The organism is Frigoribacterium sp. VKM Ac-2859 (assembly GCF_013204925.1).
GTDB lineage: Bacteria > Actinomycetota > Actinomycetes > Actinomycetales > Microbacteriaceae > Frigoribacterium.
This window is the reverse complement of record NZ_JABMLC010000002.1, coordinates 1,015,065-1,038,942: the sequence shown is the minus strand read 5'-3', so window position 1 is coordinate 1,038,942 and position 23,878 is coordinate 1,015,065. Positions and strand designations below refer to the sequence as shown.

Annotated in this window: 24 protein-coding genes; 12 read left to right on the top strand and 12 right to left on the bottom strand. The window is 72.9% G+C overall.

Annotation, left to right across the window (positions count from 1 at the left end):
* Positions 1 to 3: 3 nt before the first annotated feature.
* From HQQ78_RS12740 to HQQ78_RS12725, 4 genes are read right to left on the bottom strand one after another with little or no spacing between them, the layout of a single operon-like run.
* Positions 4 to 1,197 (bottom strand): ABC transporter permease, encoded by a 1,194-nt coding sequence (locus HQQ78_RS12740; protein ID WP_173153727.1) that lies wholly within the window; start codon positions 1,195 to 1,197, stop codon positions 4 to 6.
* A complete protein-coding gene (locus tag HQQ78_RS12735) occupies positions 1,194 to 1,889 on the bottom strand; it encodes an ABC transporter ATP-binding protein (protein ID WP_056043927.1) in 696 nt (231 codons plus the stop codon). Before HQQ78_RS12735 ends, HQQ78_RS12740 begins: the two co-directional genes overlap by 4 nt.
* Entirely contained in the window at positions 1,886 to 2,950 is a 1,065-nt protein-coding gene (locus tag HQQ78_RS16450; protein WP_173153724.1) for a peptidoglycan-binding domain-containing protein, read from the bottom strand. The genes HQQ78_RS12735 and HQQ78_RS16450 overlap by 4 nt, the downstream gene beginning before the upstream one ends.
* On the bottom strand, positions 2,947 to 3,456 hold the full coding sequence (locus HQQ78_RS12725; protein WP_173153721.1) for a hypothetical protein: 510 nt from the start codon (positions 3,454 to 3,456) through the stop codon (positions 2,947 to 2,949). The genes HQQ78_RS16450 and HQQ78_RS12725 overlap by 4 nt, the downstream gene beginning before the upstream one ends.
* A 199-nt stretch (positions 3,457 to 3,655) precedes the next feature.
* Here HQQ78_RS12725 and HQQ78_RS12720 point away from each other — a divergent pair, with 199 nt between their 5' ends.
* From HQQ78_RS12720 to HQQ78_RS12710, 3 genes are all read left to right on the top strand, one after another.
* Positions 3,656 to 4,351, top strand: coding sequence for a response regulator transcription factor (locus HQQ78_RS12720; RefSeq protein WP_173153718.1), 696 nt, complete (start codon positions 3,656 to 3,658; stop codon positions 4,349 to 4,351).
* Complete coding sequence (locus HQQ78_RS12715; RefSeq protein ID WP_173153715.1) at positions 4,348 to 5,607, top strand: HAMP domain-containing sensor histidine kinase; 1,260 nt, start codon at positions 4,348 to 4,350, stop codon at positions 5,605 to 5,607. The genes HQQ78_RS12720 and HQQ78_RS12715 overlap by 4 nt, the downstream gene beginning before the upstream one ends.
* 167 nt (positions 5,608 to 5,774) lie before the next feature.
* Entirely contained in the window at positions 5,775 to 6,668 is an 894-nt protein-coding gene (locus HQQ78_RS12710; protein WP_173153712.1) for a helix-turn-helix transcriptional regulator, read from the top strand.
* 68 nt (positions 6,669 to 6,736) lie between these two features.
* Here HQQ78_RS12710 and HQQ78_RS12705 read toward each other — a convergent pair whose 3' ends face one another.
* From HQQ78_RS12705 to HQQ78_RS12695, 3 genes are all read right to left on the bottom strand, one after another.
* Positions 6,737 to 7,240, bottom strand: coding sequence for a hypothetical protein (locus HQQ78_RS12705; protein ID WP_056043909.1), 504 nt, complete (start codon positions 7,238 to 7,240; stop codon positions 6,737 to 6,739).
* A 328-nt stretch (positions 7,241 to 7,568) separates the two neighbouring features.
* Complete coding sequence (locus HQQ78_RS12700) at positions 7,569 to 8,159, bottom strand: TetR/AcrR family transcriptional regulator (protein WP_173153709.1); 591 nt, start codon at positions 8,157 to 8,159, stop codon at positions 7,569 to 7,571.
* Between the two features lie 40 nt (positions 8,160 to 8,199).
* On the bottom strand, positions 8,200 to 9,225 hold the full coding sequence (locus HQQ78_RS12695) for an SDR family NAD(P)-dependent oxidoreductase (RefSeq protein ID WP_173153707.1): 1,026 nt from the start codon (positions 9,223 to 9,225) through the stop codon (positions 8,200 to 8,202).
* 174 nt (positions 9,226 to 9,399) lie between these two features.
* Here HQQ78_RS12695 and HQQ78_RS12690 point away from each other — a divergent pair, with 174 nt between their 5' ends.
* From HQQ78_RS12690 to nhaA, 8 genes are all read left to right on the top strand, one after another.
* Complete coding sequence (locus HQQ78_RS12690; protein ID WP_173153703.1) at positions 9,400 to 10,275, top strand: SDR family NAD(P)-dependent oxidoreductase; 876 nt, start codon at positions 9,400 to 9,402, stop codon at positions 10,273 to 10,275.
* A 180-nt stretch (positions 10,276 to 10,455) separates the two neighbouring features.
* Positions 10,456 to 10,911 (top strand): chemotaxis protein CheY, encoded by a 456-nt coding sequence (locus HQQ78_RS12685; RefSeq protein WP_123571383.1) that lies wholly within the window; start codon positions 10,456 to 10,458, stop codon positions 10,909 to 10,911.
* Positions 10,908 to 11,210, top strand: coding sequence for a transcriptional regulator (locus tag HQQ78_RS12680; protein ID WP_173153700.1), 303 nt, complete (start codon positions 10,908 to 10,910; stop codon positions 11,208 to 11,210). Before HQQ78_RS12685 ends, HQQ78_RS12680 begins: the two co-directional genes overlap by 4 nt.
* A gap of 178 nt (positions 11,211 to 11,388) precedes the next feature.
* On the top strand, positions 11,389 to 12,123 hold the full coding sequence (locus HQQ78_RS12675) for a TetR/AcrR family transcriptional regulator (protein ID WP_173153697.1): 735 nt from the start codon (positions 11,389 to 11,391) through the stop codon (positions 12,121 to 12,123).
* 111 nt (positions 12,124 to 12,234) lie between these two features.
* On the top strand, positions 12,235 to 14,874 hold the full coding sequence (locus tag HQQ78_RS12670; protein ID WP_173153694.1) for an MMPL family transporter: 2,640 nt from the start codon (positions 12,235 to 12,237) through the stop codon (positions 14,872 to 14,874).
* A 569-nt stretch (positions 14,875 to 15,443) separates the two neighbouring features.
* The gene (locus HQQ78_RS12665) at positions 15,444 to 15,956 is read left to right on the top strand and encodes an FBP domain-containing protein (protein WP_173153692.1); all 513 of its coding nucleotides are present in this window, start codon (positions 15,444 to 15,446) and stop codon (positions 15,954 to 15,956) included.
* Between the two features lie 359 nt (positions 15,957 to 16,315).
* Positions 16,316 to 16,489, top strand: coding sequence for a hypothetical protein (locus HQQ78_RS12660; protein WP_157485188.1), 174 nt, complete (start codon positions 16,316 to 16,318; stop codon positions 16,487 to 16,489).
* 73 nt (positions 16,490 to 16,562) lie between these two features.
* Positions 16,563 to 17,927 carry a Na+/H+ antiporter NhaA gene (gene nhaA, locus HQQ78_RS12655; protein ID WP_173153690.1) on the top strand — a complete coding sequence of 455 codons (1,365 nt, stop codon included), beginning with the start codon at positions 16,563 to 16,565 and terminating at the stop codon, positions 17,925 to 17,927.
* Positions 17,928 to 17,992: 65 nt separating this feature from the next.
* On the opposite strand, the gene HQQ78_RS15620 is transcribed toward nhaA, so the two are convergent.
* Positions 17,993 to 19,246: a hypothetical protein gene (locus tag HQQ78_RS15620; protein ID WP_216844447.1), complete on the bottom strand. Its 1,254-nt coding sequence runs from the start codon at positions 19,244 to 19,246 to the stop codon at positions 17,993 to 17,995.
* On the bottom strand, positions 19,236 to 19,778 hold the full coding sequence (locus HQQ78_RS12645) for an RNA polymerase sigma factor (RefSeq protein WP_082460151.1): 543 nt from the start codon (positions 19,776 to 19,778) through the stop codon (positions 19,236 to 19,238). The genes HQQ78_RS15620 and HQQ78_RS12645 overlap by 11 nt, the downstream gene beginning before the upstream one ends.
* 126 nt (positions 19,779 to 19,904) lie before the next feature.
* On the opposite strand from HQQ78_RS12645, the gene HQQ78_RS12640 reads away from it, so the two are divergent.
* The gene (locus tag HQQ78_RS12640; protein WP_173153688.1) at positions 19,905 to 20,312 is read left to right on the top strand and encodes a low molecular weight phosphatase family protein; all 408 of its coding nucleotides are present in this window, start codon (positions 19,905 to 19,907) and stop codon (positions 20,310 to 20,312) included.
* A gap of 135 nt (positions 20,313 to 20,447) precedes the next feature.
* Here HQQ78_RS12640 and HQQ78_RS12635 read toward each other — a convergent pair whose 3' ends face one another.
* From HQQ78_RS12635 to HQQ78_RS12625, 3 genes are read right to left on the bottom strand one after another with little or no spacing between them, the layout of a single operon-like run.
* Positions 20,448 to 21,413, bottom strand: a complete 966-nt coding sequence (locus HQQ78_RS12635; RefSeq protein WP_082460077.1) for a carbohydrate ABC transporter permease — start codon at positions 21,411 to 21,413, stop codon at positions 20,448 to 20,450.
* A complete protein-coding gene (locus HQQ78_RS12630; protein ID WP_056043881.1) occupies positions 21,410 to 22,369 on the bottom strand; it encodes a carbohydrate ABC transporter permease in 960 nt (319 codons plus the stop codon). Before HQQ78_RS12630 ends, HQQ78_RS12635 begins: the two co-directional genes overlap by 4 nt.
* A 58-nt stretch (positions 22,370 to 22,427) precedes the next feature.
* Positions 22,428 to 23,783 (bottom strand): ABC transporter substrate-binding protein, encoded by a 1,356-nt coding sequence (locus HQQ78_RS12625; RefSeq protein ID WP_056043877.1) that lies wholly within the window; start codon positions 23,781 to 23,783, stop codon positions 22,428 to 22,430.
* Positions 23,784 to 23,878 lie beyond the last annotated feature (95 nt).

The window sequence follows — 23,878 nt, the reverse complement described above, 5'->3', positions numbered from 1 at the left end:
CCCTCACGACTGCAGCGCCTCCGTCGGCGGGATGCGCGCCGCCCGCACGGCCGGCCAGAGCCCGGCCAGAGCCCCGATCACGAGCGTCGCGACGAGCCCGGCGACCAGCACCGCGGGCGGCATCGCCGTCGGCCACCCCCGCAGCGCGGCGAACGCCGCGGTCACCGCCGCCCCGAGCAGCACCCCGGCGACCCCGCCGAGCAGCGACAGGACGAGCGCCTCGGCCAGGAACTGCCGACGGATGTGCGACCTCGTCGCCCCGAGCGCCCGCCGCAGCCCGATCTCGCGTCGACGTTCGAGCACCGAGATCACCATCGTGTTCGCCACCCCGATGCCGCCGACCAGCAACGCCACCCCGCCGAGGCCGACCAGCAACCCGGTGAACGCCTGGTCCGCGGCCTGCTGTGCGGCCAGCGCGTCGGACGGCCGCGTCACCTCGACGTCGGACGGGCTCCGCGGCTGGATGGACCGGGCGAGCAGGTCGCGCACCTCCTGCACGTGGGCGGGGTCGGCCCGGACGTGGACCGCCGTCGGGTGGACGGGCGCACCGGCCAGCGCCTCCGCGGCCCGTTCACCGACGAGCGCCGCCGAGTCGATCTCGGCCGCCAACGGCACCGGTTCGAGGATGCCCGCCACCACGTACTCGGTGCTGCCGACGATCACGTGGCGCCCCGGCACGGTGATGCCCAACCGGGCCGCCGCCTCGGCCCCGAGCACGGTCACGGGGTACCGCGCCATGCCGTCGGTGAGCCAGACGCCCGACGCCACGCGGGCCTCGAGCACCTCCAGCAGCGTCGGCGACGCCGACCGCACCGTGATGCCGTTCGTGTTGCCCGCGGGCACCGCGCTGCTGCGGTAGACGCCGACGTCGGCCACCGTGCCGGTCGTGGCGGCCGACCGGACCCCCTGGGTGTGCCCGGCCGACGCCCCCGCGGTCAGTGGCAGGTCGACGGCCTCGCCGAAGAAGTCCTTCCCCTGGGACGCCGAGAGAAGGTTCGTGCCGAGCTCGTCCAGGGTCGCCGCGAGCTTCGCCTGGCTCGACGTCGAGATGCCGACCACGGCGATCATGGCCGCGATGCCGATCGCGATGCCGAGCGCCGACAGCACGGCCCTGGTGGGTCGCGACGCCAGCCCGGACACCCCCAGTCGCACGACGTCCGACCCGAGGAGGCGCGAGGGCGTCTCCGAGGCGTTCATGCGGTCACCCCCGCCCGCGTCGCGCTGTCGTGTTCGAGGTGCCCGTCGCGGATGGTCACCCGCCGCGGCAGCCGCCGGGCGAGCTCGACGTCGTGGGTGATGACGACGATCGAGGTGCCCTCGGAGTGCAGCTCGCCGAGGAGCGACACGATGCCCTCGCCGGCCTTCGTGTCGAGGTTGCCGGTGGGCTCGTCGGCGAGCAGCAGCGGCGGGCGGTGCACGACCGCCCGGGCGATGGCGACCCGCTGCCGTTCGCCACCCGAGAGCTGGTTCGGCCGGTGCGTCAGTCGGTGGCCCAGCCCGACGCGCTCGAGCGCCTCGCGCGCCCGCGCCCGTCGCTGCCGGATCGGCACCCCCGCGTAGAGCAGGCCGTTCGCGACGTTGTCGGTCGCGCTCACGCCCTCGCTGAGGTGGAACTGCTGGAAGACGAAGCCGATGCGGTGCGCCCGCAGGGCCGACAGCTCGCGGTCGTTCCGGTCCGCCACGTCGACGCCGTCGACGAGCACGGTGCCCGAGGTGGGCCGGTCGAGCGTGCCGAGGACGTTCAACAGAGTCGACTTGCCCGATCCCGACGGGCCGACGATCGCGACGAACTCGCCGCGCTCGACCCGGAGCGACACCGACGACAACGCGGTCGTCGGGGGTCGGCCGTACTCGCGCGTCACGTCACGCAGCTCGATCACGGCGTTCATGCGGGCACCACGACCTCGTCGCCGGCCTCGAGGGCTCCGGACACCTCGACCCGGTCGCCGGCGAACAGGCCGGCCTCCACCGGCACGGCCGTGGTCGTGCCGTCCGGCTGCAGCACCTCGACGACGAACCCGTCGCCGACGGCCGCACCCAGGGCGAGCACCGGCACGTGCAGCACGTCCTCCTCCACCTCGGAGACGAAGTCGACCTGCACGGACGCCTCGGTCAGGTCGCCGGCCGCCGCCGGGTCGTCGAGCGACACCGTGACGGGGACCGTCGTCGTGCCCGTGGTCTCGTCGGCCACGGCCGCGCCCACGTCGGACACGCGCCCGGGAACGCTGCCGTGGCCGGGCAGGTCGACCGACACGACCCCGTCGACGGCGGCGAGCGGCGACCCGACCGGCAGGTCGACCGACACGACCGCGTCGTCGCGCGCCGTGTCGTAGAGGTCGCCTCCCGAGGCGTCGCCGACGGCCGCCGTCAGGGTGCGGACCGTGAACGATCCCGTCACGAACTGCAGGGCGCCCTGGTCGATCGACCCGGTGCGCTCCTGGCCGGTGTCCTTCTGCCAGGCCGAGACGGCGGTCGCGGTGCGCCGGTCGAACCGGTCGTCCGGCGTGCCCGTGAAGTACCCCCAGGCTCTGAGGTTCTCCTCGACCTGCCGGACGTCCGGGCCCTCGGCCATGCCTTGTCCGAAGGCCCGCCACTGCGGCAGGGCGCCCTCGAACGCGGTGACCGGTTCGTCGTCGACGCGGAAGAGCTCGCTGCGTGCCGCGAGGACGTCGCCGACCTCCGGCAGCGACGTGATCGTGCCGGGTGCGGACCCCGTGATCGTCGGGCCGTCGAGGCGGCTGAGCGTGCCCGCCCTGGTCGTCGTGCCGGTCAGCGTGCCCTGCTCGACGACGGCCGTGGTCGGCCTCGGCGTCGTGCCCGCCGCGGCCTCCGCGTCGTCGTCACCAGACGCTCCGGGGGGCCCGACCATCAACACGGCGGTGACGGCCGTCCCGACGACGGCCACACCGGCGACGGACCACCAGGCGACGGCTCGGCGCGACGGCCTCACCGGGTCACCGTCGTGGGCATGCTGCCGAAGGCGCCGCACTCCTCGAGCACGCCCGCGGGCACGTCGTCCATCGTGTCCGTGCCGCCGGCGCCGTCGAGCTGGTCGGTCACGTCGTGTCCCGCCTCACGGACGCACTCGGCCGACTCGCGCAGCCTCGCGTCGAACTCGTCCTGGCTCTTCTTCTCGGACGCGGTCACGGGGCGCTCGCCGAGTTCGTCGGTCGTCGCCTCCGTGCACCGCTCCGACGCGGCGAGCAGGGCGTCCATGTCCACGGCGTCGCCGCGGGAGATCGACACGCCGCCGCCGTCGCCCGAGGGGTCGCCGATGTCGACGCCCTCCTCGCGGAGGCAGTTCGCGTTCGCGAGGTCCCACGCCTGGGCGTCGGCGGCGATCTGCGACTCGGACTTCGTCTCGGCGGTGTCGTCGTCGGCGGCGGTCGAGCAGCCGGCGAGGGCGACGACGAGCAGGGGGAGGGCGGCGAAGAGGGTGCCACGGGTTCTGGGCATGAGGGGACTCCTGGTCTTCCACGATCACGGGCCGCGACCGGCGGTCGCGGCGTCGCCCTCGTCGGGCGACGGGGTCCAGACCACCGCTCGGCTCGTTGCCGGCCCGTAAACGGCGGGCTTTACGTTTCGGTGACATCCGACATGTCACGCTGGAGAAGGGCGTCCGCGTCCGTCCGTCCCGACCCGAACAGGAGCCACCATGCGCGTACTCGTCGCCGAGGACGAGGTCTACCTCGCCGAGGCCGTCCAGAGCGTCCTCGAACGTCACGCGATGGCCGTCGACGTCGTGCACGACGGCGACGCCGCCCTCGAGGCGATCGCGCTGAACGACTACGACGTCGTGCTGCTCGACCGCGACCTGCCGGGCACGCACGGCGACGACGTCTGCGCCGCGGTGGCGGCGGCCGGCGACGGTCCGGGCATCGTGATGCTGACCGCTGCCGGGCGCACCCGTGACAAGGTCGACGGCTTCGAGCTCGGTGCCGACGACTACCTCGTCAAGCCGTTCGAGTTCCCCGAGCTGATCGCCCGGATGCGCTCGCTCGCCCGGCGCCCGCGTCGGTCGCGCCCGCCGGTCACGGTCCGCGGCGACCTGCGGTATGACGCGTTCCGCCGCGAGGTCTACCGTGACGGCCGGTACGTGAAGCTCACCCGGAAGGAGTTCGCGGTGCTCGGCGTGCTGCTCGAGGCCGACGGGGGCGTGGTCAGTGCCGAGCGCCTGCTCGAGAAGGCCTGGGACGAGAACGCCGACCCGTTCACCAACTCGGTGCGGGTCACGATCTCGAACCTCCGGCGACGCCTCGGCGAGCCCTGGGTGATCCACACCGTCCCCGGCAGCGGCTACCGCATCGCCGCCGAGGACGCCGAGGCCGTCGCCGACGGGGGCGACCGGTGACCGTCGAGACCGGCTCCTCGGCCGCAGAGCCCAGGAGGCGCGGGCTGCGTCACCGGGGCAGCGCCCGTCTCCGGCTCACCGCCACCGTCAGCGCGGTGCTGACGGTCGTGGGCCTGTCGATCGTGGCGTCCGTGTTCCTGGTGATGCGCTTCGTCCCGGACTACCGGATCACCGCCCTGCACGCGCCGGGCCCCGGCGCGGGCGACTCCGCGTCGCCGACGGCGACGTGGGCGCCGGCGGGCGACGGCGGCGTCGCCACCGCCGGGTCGTCGCCCGTCGCCGAGACCGCCGAGCTGCGCGCGGCGGTCACGATCTCGGGCGAGAGCGACCTCCTGCGCGTCCTGCTCACGACGTCGTCGATCGTGTTCGTCGTCGTGCTGGTCGTCGGCGTCTGGTTGAGCTGGGTCGTCGCCGGGCGCCTCCTCCGCCCGGTCGAGCACCTCGCGAGCGCGGCGCGCGAGGCCGAGCACGGCGCCGCGGGGTCGTTCCGGCAGCGGCTCGCCGCGCTCGCACCCGGGCGCCCCGACGACGAGTTCGGCCGTCTCGCGACGACGTTCGACGACATGCTCGACCGGCTCGACCGCTCGTACGAGGCCCAACGTCGCTTCGCCGCCAACGCCTCGCACGAGCTCCGCACGCCCCTCGCGACGACGCAGGCGATGCTCGACGCGGCCCTCGCGGCCGGCTCGCCGCCGTCCGTGACGATCCGACGCCTGCGCGAGATGAACACCCGCAGCATCGAGACGGTCGAGGCCCTGCTGACGCTGTCCGACGTGCAGTCCGGTGACGGCGTCGCCGCCGACGCGGTCGACCTCGTCGCCGTGGTCGACGAGGTGGTGGCCGCCTCGGCGTCCGCCGCCGCCCGGGCGCGGGTCGAGGTGCACTGCGTCGCCCGCCCAGCGCAGGTCACGGGCGACCGGGCCCTGCTCTCGGTGCTCGTCGGCAACCTCGTCCGCAACGGCATCGGCCACAACGAACCCGGCGGCCGGCTCGACGTGACGGTCGGCACCGACGGCTCGGGGGCGCCGACCCTGATCGTGTCCAACGGCGGGGCCGTGCTCGACCCGGCCGAGGTCGGGCGACTGACCGAGCCGTTCCACCGGCCGGCGGGTCGGGTCGCCGGCTCCCACGGCCTCGGCCTGGCCCTGGTCGCGGCCGTCGCCGAGACGCACGGGGCGACGCTGACCCTCGACGCGCCTCCTTCGGGCGGTCTCGTCGTGCGCGTGGTGTTCGCCGCGCCCGCGACCGGCCGGTGAACCGGCCCGGCGGGCACGCCGTCGCGTCGGTCCGGCCCCTGCGGGGGACACCACGGTCGGCCAGCCAGCCGACTGTGCGACCGGCCCGTCGCTCCTAGGCTCGGAACGTGCCCGCGAGGCGGGCCGACCGGCCAGGGGCGCCGGCGCCGCGACCGGGGGGTGGGACGTTGACCGAGCAGGGTGGCGTCCCCGCGGACCGCCCGACGACGGGCGGCGCCGTGACGGGCCGCCCGACCACGATCATGCGTCCGGGTCAGCCCCTCGGGCTGCGGCTCGACGCCCGGCACGACGAGTTCAGCGACCTGCTGCTCGACTGCTCGCTCGAGGACGTCGGGGCGACCGGCCGGTCGTGGCTGCGCGACCGGTACGCCGAGATCGTGCCGATCGTGCTCGGTCCGGCCCTCGCCGCGGTCGAGCACGGTCGTCCGGTGTCGGCCTCGTGCCTCGACGAGTTGCGTGCCGTCGCCCGCCGCAGTGCGACCTGCCCCGACGTCGACCTGGCCGTCGTCCTGCGGGGTGCCCTGCCCGCGCTGCGCATCTTCTCGCTCGTCATGCACTCGGCGTCGGGCGGGCAGGCCGGGGCGCTCGTCCTCGCGATGGCGCGCGCCTCGCAGGTCGCCCACGAGCTCGGGACCTGCTGGGCCGAGGAGTGGGCGCGGCACCGGCCCCGTCTCGTCGCCGCCCCGGCGGGCGGGGGACCAGGAGGCGCGGGCGGCTCCCAGCCATCCCCTGCGGCCCCGGGGCCCGACGTCGTGCTCGACCTCGTGGCCGACGCCCCCGACCTCGACGACGTCGAGCGGCAGATGCTCACGCTCACCGCCTACGGCCTCTCGAACGCCGAGATCGCCCGCGAGACGGCCTACAGCCGCCAGGCCGTGGCCTGGCACCTGGCCCGTCTCATGCGGACGTGGAGTGCCCCGAACCGGACGGCGCTCGTCTCGGTCGCGTTCGTCAAGGGCGTCATCCGGTCGCGCATCGTGCGGCGGGGGCGCCGTCGGGACGGCCAGGCGGCGGTCGAGGCGCCGAACCGACCCGCGCCTCCTGCCCTGCCGCCGGCCTGACGGCGCACGCGGAACCGCCCCGGCGTCCGGTGAGGACGTCGGGGCGGTTCCGCGGTGCCGTGGCGGGGTCAGCCGCCGTTGATGCTGATGACGTTGTCGGTCTTGACGTTGTTGCCGAGCACGCCCCAGTTCAGGTAGCCGCCGTCACCGTTGTTGGTGACCTTGCCGGGGCCGTCGAACCAGTAGATGACGTAGCTGCCGCCCTTGATGTCGATCGGCTGGGCGTCGGCGATCGAGCCCTCGACGGTGATGTCCTGGTTCTTGTTCACGACCGCGACCGTGAGCCGGTCGGGGTTGCCGGCGTTGTAGTAGCCGACGTCCAGGGCGGCCAGCACGGCGCCCGACCGGTCGCCCTGGTCGTTGACGGCGGCGCTGATCGCGCTGACGATCGCCAGCGGGTCGAGGGTGACGCTGCCCGTGATCGGGCTGCCGGTGCTGGACTCCGGCGAGGCGGGGGCGGTGGTCGCCGCCTGTGCGGGAGCGGCGGCGAATCCGCTCAGCCCCGTGACGGCGACGCCGCTCACGGCGACGGCGGCGATGATCGTGGCGGTCTTCGACTTCAGCTTGCTCATGGTTCGTCCTCTTTCGTTGTCGTAGGAGTTCGAGTTGCGGTGCTTCGTGTTGTCGAGTGGAACTGCCTTGCGAGAACGATCCTGTGGCCACCGGCGGCGCGATGCACGCGTTCACGGTCGACGTTGGTCGGGTGACCAACGATGGGCCCCGGTGGCGCGTCACCGGAGTACGACGCCGGCTCGTCGGGCCCGCGCGACCTGCTCAGAGGCTGCCCTCGGCCACCACCCACTGCTACTGGAGGCGATGGAGGCGTCCCTCCACGGGCGGACGCCTTCGGGCACGCTCGGCGCCCCTCTGTGGAGGAGGCGATGGGCGGGCGGTGACGCGTCAGTCCGACCGCGCCGCGACGCCGTCGAACAGCAGGTCCACCGTCGCGTGGAGCGCGGCCGGCCCGGGATCGCGGCGCGTCACGACGTGCAGCAGCACGGTGCCGATCAGCGACTCGACGAGGGCCTCGAGAGGGGCGCCGTCCCGGATCTGCCGCGCGCGCCTCCCGGACTCGAGGCGGGCGAGCAGTGCCGCCCGCGTGACCGAGGTGACACGCTCCTCGTAGTGCTCGGCGACGGCGGCGTCCTCGGCGGTCGCCGCGATGGACGCGCGGATCAGCCCGCCCGCCGCGGGCGAGGCGAAGGTCGAGAAGGAGGCGCGGAGCCAGTCGAGCACGTCCCGACGGACGTCGCCCGTGTCGGCCACCTCGAGGTGGGGCAGCAGGTGTCCCGTGAGCATCCCCTCGGCCACCAGTGCCGCCTTCGCCGGGTACCAGCGGTAGATCGTCGCCTTGCCGACCCCCGCCGCCGCCGCGATGCGGTCGAGCGAGAGCTTGTCGTAGCCACGTTCGGCCAGCTCGTCACGGGTCGCGTCGAGGATCGCGAGGCGGGCGGCCTCGCTGCGGGCGCGGCCGGGGCGTGCGGTGGTCACCGGTCCATCCTCCCGCACGCCCGCCGCGGACCCACCCCTTCTACTGGACCGACCAGCCGCCGTCGCTCGCCAGGATCGCGCCGTTGACGTTCACCGCGTCGTCGCTCAGCAGGAACGTGATCGACGCCGCGAGCTCCTCGGCCGTCGCGATCGTCGGGATCGCCGCCTGGAACGGACGGAGCCGCGCCGACCCCGCCTCGGACACGTTCGCCGGGAACGGGATGCCGGTCGCCACGCCGCCGGGTGCCACCGCGTTGACCCGGATGCCCTGCTTCGCGTACATGAAGGCCGCCGACTTGGTCAGGCCGACGACGCCGTGCTTCGACACCGTGTACGCGTTGCCCGACGCGTTGCCGCGCAGTCCCGCCTCCGAGGCCACGTTGACGACCGAGCCGCGCCCGGCCCCGAGCATCACGGGGATCACGGCGCGCGACAGCTTGAACCCGCCGGTGAGGTTGATGCCGATCACGCGGTCCCACATGGCGTCGCTCGTCTCGTGCAGGGGGGAGAAGTCGTCGTTGATGCCGGCGATGTTGGCCAGGGCGTCGATGCGGTCGCCGGCCGCCGCGACGATCGCGTCGATGTCGTCCTGCTTCGTGATGTCGCCGGCCACGGTGACCACGTCGGCGTCGGGCAGGGAGGCGACCAGTGCCTCCAGCTTGTCGGCGAAGAGGTCGACGGCGACGACTCGACCGCCCTCGCGCGCCACCCGCGACGCCGTCGCCCGGCCGATGCCGGACGCCGCACCCGTGACGATCACGGTCTTGCCGGCGAAGCGACCGGGGGTGACGGTCTCGCGCCACGGACCGTCGGCCTCGGCCGCCTCGTCGGGCACGACGCCGCCGTTGACGTGCAGCACCAGGCCGTCGACCAGCTCCTGCGGCACCTGCCCCTGGCTCATCGCGACCAGCTGCTGCAGCGGCAGGCCGCGGACAGGGGCCAGCGCGCCCTCGTCGAACGCGCCTCCCTGCCCGAGGGCGGCACGGAGCGCCGGCCCGCCCTCGGGGTGGTCGAGCCACGTGCCGATGGTGCGGGAGCCGGTCAGGGGGGCGGTGGCGTCGGACATGTCGTCTCTTCTCTGAGGAGGGTCGGGTCGAGGCGCGGAGACCACGCCCTGAATCGAGACACTTCGTCTCGTAATGCGACGCTACCGCGGGCGGAGGCCCGCGCGGCTGTACGCCTGCCGAGAGAACGCCGACCGCCGACCCGGCCCCGGCGCATCCCGCCTAGCGTCCCCTGCATGACCGTCACCCTGCCTCCCGCCGCCCGCCTCGACGACCGGACCGTGGTCGTCACCGGAGCCAGCTCGGGCATCGGCCGCGCCGCCGCCCGCGAGCTCGCCCGCCTCGGGGCCACCGTCGCCGTCGTCGGCCGCAACCCCGACCGCACCCGCACCGTCGCGCACGAGATCGGCGGCACCGCCTACCTCGCCGACTTCTCCGACCTGTCGACCGTCCGCGACCTGGCCGAGCAGCTGCTCGCCGAGCTGCCCCGCATCCACGTCCTGGCGAACAACGCCGGCGCGACGATCCCCGAGCGCTCGCTGACCGTCGACGGCCACGAGACGACGTTCCAGGGCAACCACCTCGCTCCCTTCCTCCTGACCGCGTTGCTGACGCCGCGCCTCCTCGAGACGGCGAAGGAGGCGCCGGCCGGGTCGGTCCGCATCGTCCAGACCTCGAGTGCCGGCAACCTCTTCGGCAAGGTCGACCTGGACGACCTCGACAACGCACGGGGTGCGTGGGCCGGCGGCTTCCGCGCCTACGGCACCTCGAAGCTGCTCAACGTGCTGTTCACCCGTGAGCTGGCCCGACGCCTGCCCCGTGCCGGCGGCGGGGTCGACGCGTTCGCGTTCCACCCCGGGTTCGTCGCCTCGGGCTTCGGTGGCGACGGCGCGTTCATGACCGCGGCCAAGCGCCTGGCCGTCTCGACCGAGGACGGAGCCGAGCCGCTGATCCGCCTCGCGGGGGCGGCGACCGTGCCGGCGCCGAGCGGCAACTACTTCGACCGCCTCAAGGCCCCCGGTCGCGTGGCCCGTCAGGCGGCCGACGCCGACCTCGCCCGGCGCCTGTGGGACGAGAGCGCCCGTCTGCTCGACCTCGACGAGACGATCTAGCCCGGCCCGGTCGGGCCCGACCGGGCGCCCCGACCTCGACGGGCCCGTCGAGTGGGCAGAAGACGTCCTTCCGCCGCGGGGGACGAGCATCTTCTGCCCACTCGATGAGATCGACGAGAAAGTACTTGCTTGTTGAGAAAGTACTTTCTAGAGTGGGAGTCCTACGAGAGGACGACCACCATGACCGCTGACCTCACCGGCACGACCGGCACCCCCGACTCCGCCGAGGCCCGGCGCCTGCTCGACCGGGCGGACGCCGTCGGCCGCAGCGCGACGTCGGCGGCGAGCTGGCCCGCCGTCGCCTTCCTGCTCGGCCTGGGTGCCGCGGCGTCGATGGGCACCCTCGCCATGGGGCTCACGACGGGCACCGCCTACTTCGTCGCGATGGGTGGCCTGCTCGTCTGGATCGCCGTCCTGGTCGTGGCGTTCGTCCTGCTGAGGAGGTCGGCCCGCGTTGGCTTCGGCCGACGCTGGATGGCCTACCTGGCCGCGTTCTTCGCCTGCTACGTCGGAGCCATGCTCGTCGTCGGCTTCTCGCAGGGCCAGGACGTCGTCGGCAGTGCCGTCATGGCGGCGGTCCTGCTCGCGGTGTCGGTCGCCTGCGCGGCCGTCGAGGTGCGCGAGGCGCGACGATGACCACCCGACCGCACCCGCGCCTCCGGCTGTCCGAGTTGCTGCACCAGCCCGTCCGCTTCTCGATGATGGCGGCGCTCGCCGCGGCCGAGGGTCTCGACTTCCGCGACCTGCGCGACGCCGTGCAGGTGACCGACTCGACGCTGAGCAAGCAGGTCAGCGCCCTCGAGGCGGCGGGCTACGTCGCCGTGACGAAGGGGTTCGTCGGCAAGCGGCCCCGGACGAGCCTCAAGGCGACGCCGGCCGGGCGCGAGGCCTGGGCCGCGCATCTCGCCACCCTCCGCGAGATCGCCGCCGACTAGCCGCCGGGGCAGGGGCGTCCCGTGGCCGTGCGCCGGGGGCGCCCCTCTTCGTCCGGTCGGCAGGACGAGGAGGCGCGGGGCGGCGGGGTACGGAGGCCGCGTACCGGCCGCGCAAATCCCAGCGACTCCCCAGCCGCTTTGGGTGCACCGAGTGCGTCGCTGCACTTAGTGTAGGCAGGTGACCGTCAAGACCCTGGTGCCCGACCGCCGTGCCGCCCTCAAGGCGAAGCACCGCCAGGCGATCCTCGACGCCGCCGACGCGCTCATCGCCGAGCGCGGGGCGCCCCGCTTCAGCGTCGACGAGCTCGCCGAGCGTGCCGACGTCTCGCGCCGCACGGTCTTCAACCACTTCTCGTCGCTCGACGAGGTCGTCATGACGGCCTGCACCCGCGTGCTCACCGGTGCCGTCGACGAGTTCCGGGCCGCGACCGCCGCGACGCCCGTCGGCGACGGCAGCCGCGCCTCCTTGTTCGCCGAGATCATCCAGGCCATGCAGGGCATCGACCTGCCGGCCGTCGTCTCGTACCTCTGGGGCGTCCTCGGCGACGACGGCGGCGATCCGCGGTCGCACAGCCTGATCCAGGACGTCTTCACCCGCGTCACCGAGCAGCTCTCGATCGAGATGGCCGAGCGCAGCCCGGCCACCGACCCGCTCGAGGCCGAGGTGCTCGTCAGCTCGCTGATGAACGGCATCGCCGTCGTCGCGCGCCACTGGATCACGCGGACCGGCGCCGTGGTCGACGCGGACAGCCGCGACGTCTGGGCCGATCTGCTCGACCGGGTGACGACGAGCATCCGCGCCGGCTACGGGCCGCCGCCGACGGGTGCCCGGACGCCCGCGGTCGATGCGGCGCCCGCGGCCGCCGAGACCCCCGCGGCCGGCCCGACGGAGCCCGACCCGACCACCCCCTGACCCGTCGGCCGGCACGCCCGGCCGACCCGCACCTCCTTCTCGACGACGCGACGTGAGGCCCACCCCCGCAACCCGCATCACCCCGCACCACCCCTGGAGGAACAGACACCCATGGCATCCCTGCTCTATCGACTCGGCCGGTTCTCGGCCCGGCGGGCCTGGCTCGTCATCGTGGCCTGGCTGGTCGTGCTCGGCCTCGCCGGCGGCGCCTTCGCGCTGTTCGGCGGCACGCTGACCACCGCCGTCAGCATCCCCGGCACGGCGACCCAGAAGGTCAGCGACGAACTCGCCGAGAAGTTCCCCCAGGCGAGCGGAGGCACCGGAACGGTCGTCTTCACGACCGCCGACGACGCGGCCTTCACCGACCAGCAGAAGTCCGACATCGCGGCCCTGCTGACCGACGCGAAGGAGCTGGACGACGTCAAGGGCACGACCGATCCCTTCGCGACCCAGCAGCAGATCGACGACCAGGGGCAGAAGATCACCGACGGTCGGGCCCAGATCGCCGCCGGCGAGGCCCAGATCACCTCGGGCCAGGCGCAGATCGACGCCGCGAAGGCCCAGATCACCGCCGGCCAGCAGCAGCTCGACGCCGCGAAGGCCCAGGCGCAGGCCGCCGGCGGGGCCGCACTCGCCGCCGCCACGCCGCAGCTCGAGGCCCAGCAGGCGCAGCTCGACGCGGGGACGCAGCAGATCGCCACGCAGCAGTCCACCCTCGACGCGGGCAAGGCCGAACTCGAGACGCAGAGCACCACGCTCGAGCAGGGTGCGTCGTTGCTCGAACTGACCGACGGCATCCGTCAGGTGTCGACCGACGGCACCACGGCCGTGGCCAGCATCCAGTTCGACAAGGCGCTCAACCTCGTCACCAGCGAGAACAAGGAGGCCGTCGTCGAGGCGATGAACGACGCCGACATCGACGGCGTCCAGGTCGAGGTGTCGAACGACATCGCGGCCAGCATCCCCGAGATCCTCGGCCCGGGCGAGGTGGCCGGCGTGGTCATCGCGGCCATCGTGCTGTTCGTCATGCTGGGCACGCTCATCGGTGCCGGCCTGCCCCTCGTCAACGCCCTGATCGGCGTCGGGGTCGGCGTGCTCGCCTCGCTGTCGCTCTCGGGCGCCGTCGAGATGCTGTCGGTCACGCCCGTGCTGGGCGTGATGCTCGGCCTCGCGGTCGGCATCGACTACTCGCTGTTCATCCTCAACCGGCACCGCACCCAGCTGAAAGAAGGGGTGCCGCTGCACGAGTCGATCGGCCTGGCCAACGGCACGTCCGGCAACGCCGTCGTCTTCGCCGGCTCGACCGTGCTGATCGCCCTGCTCGCGCTCAACCTGACCGGCATCCCCTTCCTCGGTCTGATGGGCACCGTCGGCGCCGTCTGCGTGTTCGTGGCGATCCTGATCGCCATCACGCTCACCCCGGCGCTGCTGCGCCTCGTCGGCCTGCGCATCCTCACCAAGAAGGCCCGGAAGAACGTCGGCAACACGGGTGCCGTCCGCGTGCCGACCAAGCCGATGAGCACCACCCGCGCCGTGCTGACCCTCGTGGCCGGCGTCGCCGTGCTGCTGATCGTCGCCATCCCCGCGCTCTCGATGCGCCTCGGCCTGCCCGCCGGGTCGTCCGAGCCGGTCGACTCGAGCGCCTACAAGGCCTACAAGCTGATCGACGAGAAGTTCGGCGCCGGCGTCAACGGCCCGTTGGTCGTCGTGGCCGACCTGCCGACCGCGATCTCGGACGACGACCTCGTCTCCGAGCAGGTGCGCATCGGCACGATCCTCAAGGACCAGGACGACGTCGCCGCGGTCGCCCCCATCGGCGCCTCGGACGACGACACCCTGCTGGCGTTCCAGGTCGTACCGAAGGGCGGTCCGACCGCCGAGTCGACCGAGCAGCTCGTCCGCGACCTGCGCGGCCTCGACATCGACGACGTCTCGTCGCTCGGCGTGGCCGGCAACGCCTCGGGCAACATCGACGTCAGCGAGAAGCTGGCCGGTGCCCTGCCCCTCTACCTGCTCGTCGTGGTCGGGCTGTCGTTGATCATCCTGATCTTCGTGTTCCGCTCGATCCTCGTGCCGATCACCGCCACCATCGGTTTCGTGCTGTCGCTGTTCGCCGCGTTCGGCGGCGTCACCGCGGTGTTCCAGTGGGGCTGGCTCGGCCCGGTCTTCGGCGTGCACGACCCGGGGCCGATCCTGAGCTTCCTGCCGATCCTGATGGTCGGCGTGCTGTTCGGGCTCGCGATGGACTACCAGCTCTTCCTGGTCAGCGGCATGCGCGAGGCGTACGCCCACGGCTCGCCGGCCCGCCTGGCCGTGCAGCGCGGCGTCCACGCCGGTCGCACGGTGGTCACGGCCGCGGCGCTGATCATGACGGCGGTCTTCTCGGGCTTCGTGTTCTCGAACTCGGTGATGATCCAGTCGATCGGCCTGGGCCTCGCCCTCGGCGTGCTGGTCGACGCGTTCGTCGTGCGCCTGCTGCTGATCCCGGCCGTGATGCACCTGCTCGGCGACGCCGCGTGGTGGCTGCCGAAGTGGCTCGACCGCATCCTGCCCGACGTCGACGTCGAGGGCGCCTCCCTCGAGCGGTCGAGGCCGCACGCCTCGGCCGGCGACGCGTCGGGCTCGGGCTCGGCCGCGGGCTCGGGCTCGGGTTCCGGTGACGGGCACGTCTCGCACGTCGACCCGACCGCCCCCGTGGACGCCGTCCCCGACGGCAGCGACCCCGACCACCACGGGCGCCACGCGGGCTGACCCCGCACGTCGCACCGCCGACTGGACGTCGCACCGCCGAACTCGGCGGTGCGACGTCCATTTCGTGGTGCGCTGTGGCCGTGGCCGTGGCCGTGGCCGTGGCTGTGGCTGTGGCTGTGGCCGTGGCCGTCGCCGGCCTCGGGGACGCGACCCGCGCCTCCTGGTCGGGTCGCACCATCGTCGCGTCGTCGAACCACCCTCGAGCGTGGTTCGACGACGCGGGCGTGGTGCGACCCGGCCAGGACGAGGAGGCGCGGGCGTCGTTGCCGAGGAGCGCTCACGGTCATAGGGTGGCCGGGTGATCATCCCGTCCGCACCTGCGACGCCCACCGGGCGTGAGGGGGTCGTCGGCGCCGCGTGCGCCGGCTGCAGGTAGTCGCGTCTCCGCCGCGGATCGACCGTCGAGGTCCGACCGCGCACCCGTGCCGCGTGGGCTGCAGCCCCGGCACGATCCCACGAGAACACCCGGGTCGGCCGACGCGTCGACGGCGGGCACCCGCGCGGTCGCCGATCGCGCGGGTGTGCGCGTCGACGTCACCGTGCCCCGGGCCCGACGACCGGAGAACCACATGATCCCCCTGACCGAGAAGACCGTCCGCGCCTCGTTCGTCAACGCGAGCCGCCGAGAAGCAGCCGACCTGACCCTGCCGCCCGACTTCGCCGCCCTCGACTGGACCGACCTGGAGTACCTCGGTTGGCGAGACCCCAGGCTCGCCCGCCGGGCCTACGTCGTCGTGCCGACGCTCGACGCGGACGGCGAGCCGGGCCCCGCGGTCGCCGGCGTCGTGCTGCGGCAGGCCGAGGCCTCGCCCCGGCAGCGTGCGCAGTGCACCTGGTGCCAGGACGTCCGCCTGCCGGCCGACGTGCTGTTCTACGGCGCCAAGCGTGCCGGCGCGGCCGGACGCAACGGCGACACCGTGGGCACGCTCGTCTGCGGCGGGTTCGAGTGCTCGGCCAACGTGCACGTGCTGCCGCCCGAGGCCTACCTCGGCTTCGACGCCGAGGCGGCCCGACTCGAGCGCATCGCGAGCCTGCGCGTGCGGGCCGCGGGCTTCGTCGAGAACGTGCGCCGCGCCTCCTGACGTGCGCCGCGCCTCTCGACCGTCGCCGCGCCTCCTGGTCCGACGAGAACCGGGTGGCACCACGCCCGCGTCGTCGAACCACCCTCGTGCGTGGTTGGACGACGCGGGCGTGGTGCGACCTCGACCGGGCGGGCGCGGCGGCGGCCCGGTCGCCTGACCGCAGGAGGCGCGGGTCGCACCGCCGACTGAACGCCGCACCGCCGAAACACGCGGTGCGACGCTCGGTCGGCGGTGCGTCCCGCCCCGAGAGTGCAGGCGTCCCGCCCGGAGAGCGCAGGAGGCGCGGGTCGGCACCGTGGGACCCACGGGTGGGCGGCGTCCCGGCCCGCTCCCCGGGGCCCGGCGGTACCCTGGTGGGCATGTCGTCACCCGCCTGCCCGTCCCGCGCCCCGCGCCGGGCGCGCACGGCGCAGCAGGCATTCCCGAAGCGGCTCGTGCTGACGAAGCGCACCTGCGGCACGAACGGCTGGATGAGCCTGTGGGGCAGCAACGCCCACGGTGAGATCGCCGGGTGCCCGCCGCCCGTGGCGTAGCACCGCTCCTCGTCGTCGACGGGTCGAGCGGACGCCCCGCCCTGCCCGCCGACGCTCCCGAAGGACGACGACCATGACCGACCGCACGCCCGCCGACCCCACGCCCGCCGACCGCACGCCGGCCGCCCCCGCTCCCGCCACCGACCCGACCCCCGCCCCCGCCATCGACCCGACCGCCGCCCCTCCTGCCCCCGCCCACGCGCCCCGTGCCGAGGGCCGGGGCGCACGGCTCTCGCGGTTCCTCAGCCGTGACACGACCGGCGGACTGCTGCTGCTCGCGGCGACCGTGCTCGCGCTCGTCTTGGCGAACAGCCCGGCCGGCTCGTTCTACTCGGCCGTGCGCGACGTGTCGTTCGGCCCCGAGGCGCTGCACCTGGACCTCAGCATGGGCAGCTGGGCGGCCGACGGGCTCCTCGCGATCTTCTTCTTCGTGGTCGGCCTCGAGCTGAAGCAGGAGTTCGTCGCCGGCTCGCTGCGCGACCCCCGGGTCGCCGTGCTGCCCATCGCCGCGGCGGTCGGCGGGGTCGCCCTGCCGGCGCTGCTCTTCACGTTGATCAACCTCGGAGCCGGCCCCGACGCGCTCCAGGGGTGGGCGATCCCCGCCGCGACCGACATCGCGTTCGCCGTCGCCGTGATCGCCGTCGTCGGCAAGCGGCTGCCCCCGGCCCTGCGCACCTTCCTGTTGACCCTCGCCGTGGTCGACGACCTGATCGCCATCACGATCATCGCGGTGTTCTACACGGCGGGCATCGCCTTCGTCCCCCTGCTGCTGGCGCTGCTGCCGCTCGCCGCGTTCGCCGTGCTCGTCCGGCGTGGCGTGCGGGCGTGGTGGCTGCTGATCCCGCTGGGCGTCCTCGCCTGGGCCCTCGTGCACGCCTCGGGGGTGCACGCCACGATCGCCGGCGTGCTGCTCGGCCTGCTCGTGCCCGCGGTGGCGACGGCCCGGGCCGGCGTCACGCACGTCGGACCCGACGGCCACGAGGTGCGGCACCCGCTGACCCACCACTTCGCCGAGCGCTGGAGCCCGGTCTCGTCGGGCGTGGCGGTGCCCGTCTTCGCGTTCTTCTCGGCCGGGGTGACGGTCGGCGGCTTCGGCGGGCTGGTCGAGTCGCTGAGCGACAGCGTCGCGATCGGCATCGTCGTGGCGCTCGTGCTCGGCAAGTCGATCGGCATCACCGGGGCGTCCCTGCTCGTGACGCGACTGCCCGGCATCCGGCTCGATCCGAGCCTGCGCTGGGGCGACGTGCTCGGGCTGTCGTTCGTGGCCGGCATCGGGTTCACCGTGTCGCTCCTGGTCGGCGAACTCGCCTACGGGGCCGGCAGCGAGCAGGACGACGTGGTCAAGGTCGGCGTCCTCGTCGGCTCGCTCCTCTCGGCCCTGGTCGGCGGGGCGATCCTGGCCGTGCGCGGCCGGGCCCGCGGCCGCCTCGACGCCTGACGGGTCCGCCGACCCGCGCCTCCTGCGGTTACGTGCCTCGGTCACGGCAGCGCAGGAGGCGCGGGTCAGCTCGCGGGACGCGTCGCGACGATCGCCTCCGCGGCCGCGACCAGCTGGGCTTGCAAGCCCGCCTGGTCGAAATTGCCCGCACCGACCTGCAACCACGAGTTGTCGGTGAGGACGTTGACGTAGCAGCTGCTGCCCTCGCCGTACACGCAGACGTACTCGGCCTTCTCGGCACCCGCCACGGTGACCGGTGACCGGTCGACCTGGGGGGCCATCGAGTCGACCCGGTCCACCGCCCAGCCGCTGCCCGACGACACCATCACGGTCACGCTGTTGATCGGCGGGTCGGCGTCACCGTCCGATGGCGGTGCGTACCAGTCGCACTTCACGGTCCGATCGGCGGCCTGGGTGATGGCGCCCGGGAACTCGAACTGCAGTTCTCGCGGACCCTCGAGGCCGGGGGACCCGAGAACGTCGGCCAGGGGGACGTCCGGGGCCAGGGCCGAGCAGGCATCGACGCTGCTCCACGAGGACGTCGGCCGGGTCCAACCGCGTGCCGGTGACGCTCCGTCGAGCTGCGCGGCCATGCTCGTCAGCGCCGCGGACGCGTTCGCGGCTCGCGTCTCGATCGACACCGTCTCGTCCGTGGCGTCGACGTCCGAGGTGAAGAACTCGAGCCACCAGGTGCCCGACACGACGGTCGCCTCACACCCCTGCGCGGTGCAGGACACCGCCGAGGCCTCACCTGCCCCTCCCTGCCGGGCCCCGCTGGCGAGCATGTCGCCTACCGCTCTCAGCCCTCTCTCGCGATCGGGCGACACCGAGACGGTGCTGATCGAGTACGGCTGCTCGGTCGAGCCCCACTCGCACCTGAGCACCCCGGCCTCGACGAGGGAGGCGTCGAACGGGTGGAGCAGGTCGGCCCGTCCCTGCAGGGACGACGGGATGAACAGGTCCATCCGCACGCCGCTCGCGAGCGTCGCGCAGTCAATGGGCAGGGCGGGCACCGGTGCCACCACCGGCGCCACCGTCGGCGTCGGCCGCGGCGTCGCCGTCGGCCGGACCGTCGGCGTCGGGGTGGGCGTGCTCGTCGGCGTGGCCGGTGCCGACGCCTGGAACGGCGAGGGCAGCATGCCGAGCGCCAGCGCTCCCGAGCCGCCGCCGATCGCCAGCAGGGCGGCCAGGCCGAGGCCGAGGCCGAGGTTCCGGTTGCGCTTTCGGCGCGGGGACTCCGTGGTGCGTTCGAGGACGTTCTGTTTCATCGTGACGAGCATGCGGTTCAGCTCGTCTCCGGTGGGGGGCTCAGAGTTCATCGTTCATCACCGCCTTCTTCTTCAGTCGCGATCGGGTGCGCGACACGCGTTGGGTGACGGCGCCGATGCTCAGGCCGACCTGGGCGGCGGCCTCGCCGTAGGGGCGCCCCTCGATGAGGCAGAGCTCGACGATCTGCCGGTCGACCGGGCCGAGGGCGTCGATCTCGTCGCGGACCCAGCGCAGCCGGTCGCGCGCCTCCTCGCCGTGGTCCGGGGCGACGAGGTCGTCGGGCAGTTCGTCGGTGGCGGCGCGGGCCTGCTTGCGGCGCAGATTGGCGGCGTGGTTGCGGCAGACGACCAGCAACCAGGGCAGCAGCGAGTCCTCGGGAAGGTCGATCTGGTCGACCTTCTTCCAGAGGGTCACGAACGTGTCCTGCACGATCTCCTCGACGTCCATCCGGGTGGCGGCCAGCGCCCACGCGTAGCGGGTCACCGTCGCGGCGTGCCGGTCGAACAAGGCCGACAGTGCCCGTTGGTCACCCCCGACCGTGCGTCTGACGAGCTCGTCGTCGCCTTCCGTGTCGTGATCCACGTCCACCCCCTTCACTAGAGGAGTGTCGCGGAACCGGCGAACCTGACACGGGACCCCCGACGGATCGGCGGGCGGCGCGTCCCGACGGCACGGGACCCGGCCACCCGGGGTCGGTACGGTGTCCGCATGACCCCGACCCGCGCCTCCGTCCTGTTCGTCTGCCAGAAGAACGGGGGCAAGTCGCAGATGGCCGCCGGGCTGATGCGTGAGCTCGCCGGCGACGAGGTCACGGTCGCGTCGGCCGGCACGACGCCCGGCACCGACCTCAACGCGCAGTCGGTCGAGTCGCTCGCCGAGCTCGGTATCGACCTCGGCGACGAGCACCCCAAGGCCCTCACCGAGCAGATGGTGCGCGACGCCGACGTGGTCGTCGTCCTCGGCCGGGAGGCGCGGGTCGACGAGGTCCCCGGCACCCGCTTCGAGACCTGGATCACCGACGAACCGTCCGAGCGGGGCGTCGAGGGCATGGAGCGCATGCGCCTCGTCCGCGACGACATCCGCGCCCGCGTCGCCGACCTGCACGCCCGCCTCTGACGCCGGGACGAAAGAACGGAGGCGGTGGTGACCTCTCAACGTCACCACCGCCTCCCGGGCCGCCGCTGCCACGGCCACGGCCCACCCGCTCCGACCTCCACCGTGAACCGGGGGCCGGGGCGGGAGTCGGACCGGCTACCCCTTGACGCCGCCGGCGCTCAGGCCGGACTGCCAGAAGCGCTGGAGGAACAGGAACGCCACGACCAGCGGCAGGATCGACACGAACGACCCGGTCAGCACGGTCGAGAACAGCACCTGGGCGCCGCCGCCGCCGGTGGCCGCCTGCTGCCACTGCGCCAGGCCGACCGTCGCCGGGAACAGCGACGGGTCGTTCAGCATGATCAGCGGCAGGAAGTAGTTGTTCCAGGTCGAGACCAGGGCGAACAGCAGCACCGTGACGATGCCCGGCGCGAGCAGCCGGGACGCGATCGTCAGGAAGATCCGCAGTTCGCCGGCCCCGTCGATGCGGGCGGCCTCGAGCAGGCTGTCGTCGACCGCCTCGCTCGCGTAGACGCGCATCAGGTAGACGCCGAACGGGCTGACCAGCGACGGCAGGATGATCGCCCACGGGGTGTCGACGAGGTTCGCCGCGCTGAACAGCAGGTAGGTCGGGATCGCCAGCGCCGTCAGCGGCACCATGACCGCCCCGAGGATCAGCCCGAAGACGAACGACCTGCCCTTGAAGACGTACTTGGCCAGCGAGTAGCCGCACATCGTGGCGAGCACCGCCGCGCCGACCGAGCTGACCACGGCGTAGAGCACCGTGTTGCCCATCCACTGCACGAAGATGCCGTCCTGGAACGTGAACAGCTGCGCCAGGTTGTCGCCCAGGGCGAAGGTGCGGCCGAAGGCCAGGCCGAACGTCGAGAAGATGTCGCCGTTGGTCTTGGTCGCCTGGATCGCCAGCCAGACCAGCGGCAGCAGGAAGTACGCCAGCGTGATCCAGAGGATCACGGTGAGGATCGGCGTCTTGCGCTTGGACCGCTCGACGCGACGTCGCGGGCGGCGATTGCCCGCGCCTCCGGAGCCCTCGAGGCGGCGGACGGGACGGTCGACGGACGTGGCCCCGGCGGTGTCGACGGGGGCGGGTGCGATCGTCACGACAGTCGCTCCTTGCGTGAGGTGGCGAGCTGCACCACGTAGCTGATGATCATGATGAGGAACCCGAGCAGGAACGCGATGGCCGCGGCGTAGTTGACGTCCTGGTTCTTGAACGCGACGTTGTACGCGTAGAGGTTCGGGGTGAAGTCCGACCCGATCGCGTTGGGCGCGATGCTGTAGAGCAGGTTGGGCTCGTTGAAGAGCTGGAACGACCCGATCACCGAGAAGATCACGGTCAGCAGGATCGCCGAGCGGATCGCCGGGATCTTGATGCTCCACGCCACCCGCCAGGGCCCGGCGCCGTCGATCTCGGCGGCCTCGTACATCTCGGTCGGCACGCTGCGCAGGGCGGCGTACAGCACGATCATGTTGTAGCCGATGAACTCCCAGCTGACGATGTTCATCGTGCTGCCGAGCACGTTCTGCGGCGACAGCAGGTCGGGCGGGGTGAGGCCGACACCGCTGATCACCTGGGCGATCAGGCCGGACTCGCGGCCGTAGAGGTAGCCCCACATCAGCGTCGCGACGACGCCGGGCACGGCGTACGGCACGAAGATCGCGAGGCGGACGAACTTGCTGCCGGCCACCCGGCCGGTGTCGAGGGCGAGGGCGACGAACAGGGCGATCACGAGCATGATCGGCACCTGCACGAAGAGGAACAGCGCGACCCGCCCGAGGCCGGCCCAGAAGCTCGGGTCGTTCAGTGCGCGGCTGTAGTTGGCGAGGCCCGAGAAGACCTGCCCGCCGACGAGCTGCGAGGTGAAGGTGCTCAGGTAGCCCGCGTAGCCGAGCGGCACGAGGAACATCGCCGCGAAGACGAGCAGGAACGGGATCGCCAGGGCCCAGGCCGCGACGAGCTGCGGTCGGTGCAGCGAGCTCGTGCGCCTCGGGGTGGCGGGCTGACGGGATGAGGAGGCGCGGGTCGCGTCTCGACGAGGGGTGACGGAGGTGGACATGGGGCTCCTTGCCGGGCCGAGGGGGTGCCGCCCGAGGGCGGGCGGCACCCCGTGAGCGCTACTTGACGGTGAAGCCCTGCTGCTTCGCGTAGGCGGTGACGTCGTCCTGCCACGCCGTGAGGGCGGCGGAGAGGTCGGAGTGGTCGGCGATCGCCTTGCCGAGCGTGTCGTTGAAGCTCGAGTAGACGTAGTCCATGAACGGCAGCCACTGGAAGTCGGTGCTGACCGTGTCCGAGACGCCGGCGAAGAGCTCGTTGACCTTCTGGCCGCCGTAGAAGTCCGAGGCGGTGTCGGTGAAGTCGCTGCTCGAGAGGGTGTCGGTCGTCGTCGGGAACAGGAACTGCTCGTTCGCGAAGGCGAGGGTCGACTCGGGGTCGCTGTTCAGGAACTTGCTGAACTCGGCCGCGGCGATCGGGTTCTGCGTGCCCGTGATGACGGCGTCGCTCGATCCGCCCCAGTTGCCCGAGACGTCCTCGCCGGCCTTCCACTGCGGGATCTTCGCGGCGGTCCACTTGCCGCTGGTGTTCGCGGCCGTGCCCTGCAGGAAGACGGGGCCCCAGGCGGCGGTCTGCCAGCTGGCGTACTTGCCCGACGAGAAGCCCTGGTACCAGGCGTCGTTGAAGTCGGCGTCGGTCGAGACGAGGTCCTTGTCGATCAGGTCCTGCCAGAACGTGACGACCTTCTGCGTCTCGGTCGAGTCGAGGTCGATGCCGACGGTCTTGTCGCCGTCGTACGAGAACGGCTTGGCGCCGGCCTGCCAGAACAGCCCGACGATCTGGCCGGGGTCGTTGCCGGGCAGGTTCGAGATGTACGAGTCGGTCTTGTCCTTGATCGTCTGCGCGTCGGTCGCGAAGTCGGCCCAGGTCTCGGGCGCCTCCGTCAGCCCCGCCTGCTCGTAGATGTCCGAGCGGTAGAGGTTGCCGAGCGGGCCGGAGTCCTGCGGCACCGACCAGACGCCGGTGTCGTCCGCGACCTGGTTCCAGACCCACGGGACGTACTTCGACTCGAGGTCCGCGCCTCCGTAGGGGGTCAGGTCGACGAGGCTGCCGGTCTGGCGGAAGGACGGGATGTACTGGTACTCGATCTGGGCGACGTCGGGTGCGCCCTTGCCGGCCTTCAGGGCCGTCCGCAGCTTCGGGTACTGCGCGGTGCCGGTGCCCACGTTGACGACGTCGACCTTGATCTTCGGGTACTTGGCCTCGAACAGGTCGACCTCCTTCTGGACGTCGGGCACCCAGGTCCAGAAGGTGAGGGTCGTGTCGGTGTCCATGGCCTTGTCGATGTCGGCCTGCGAGACGGGCGCGGTGTCGCCACCACCACCCGCGCCTCCGCCGGACGGGGCGCAGCCGGTCAGCACGAACGCCGACACGACGGCGAGTGACACGAGCGCCTTTGCTGTGGTCTTTCTCTTCATGGTGGTTCTTCCTCGAGGGGGTGGGGGAGTGGTGCGGGGGATCGGGTGGTGCAGGGGGGACGTGGTGCGGGTCGGTGGGGTGGTGCGGGCCGGGT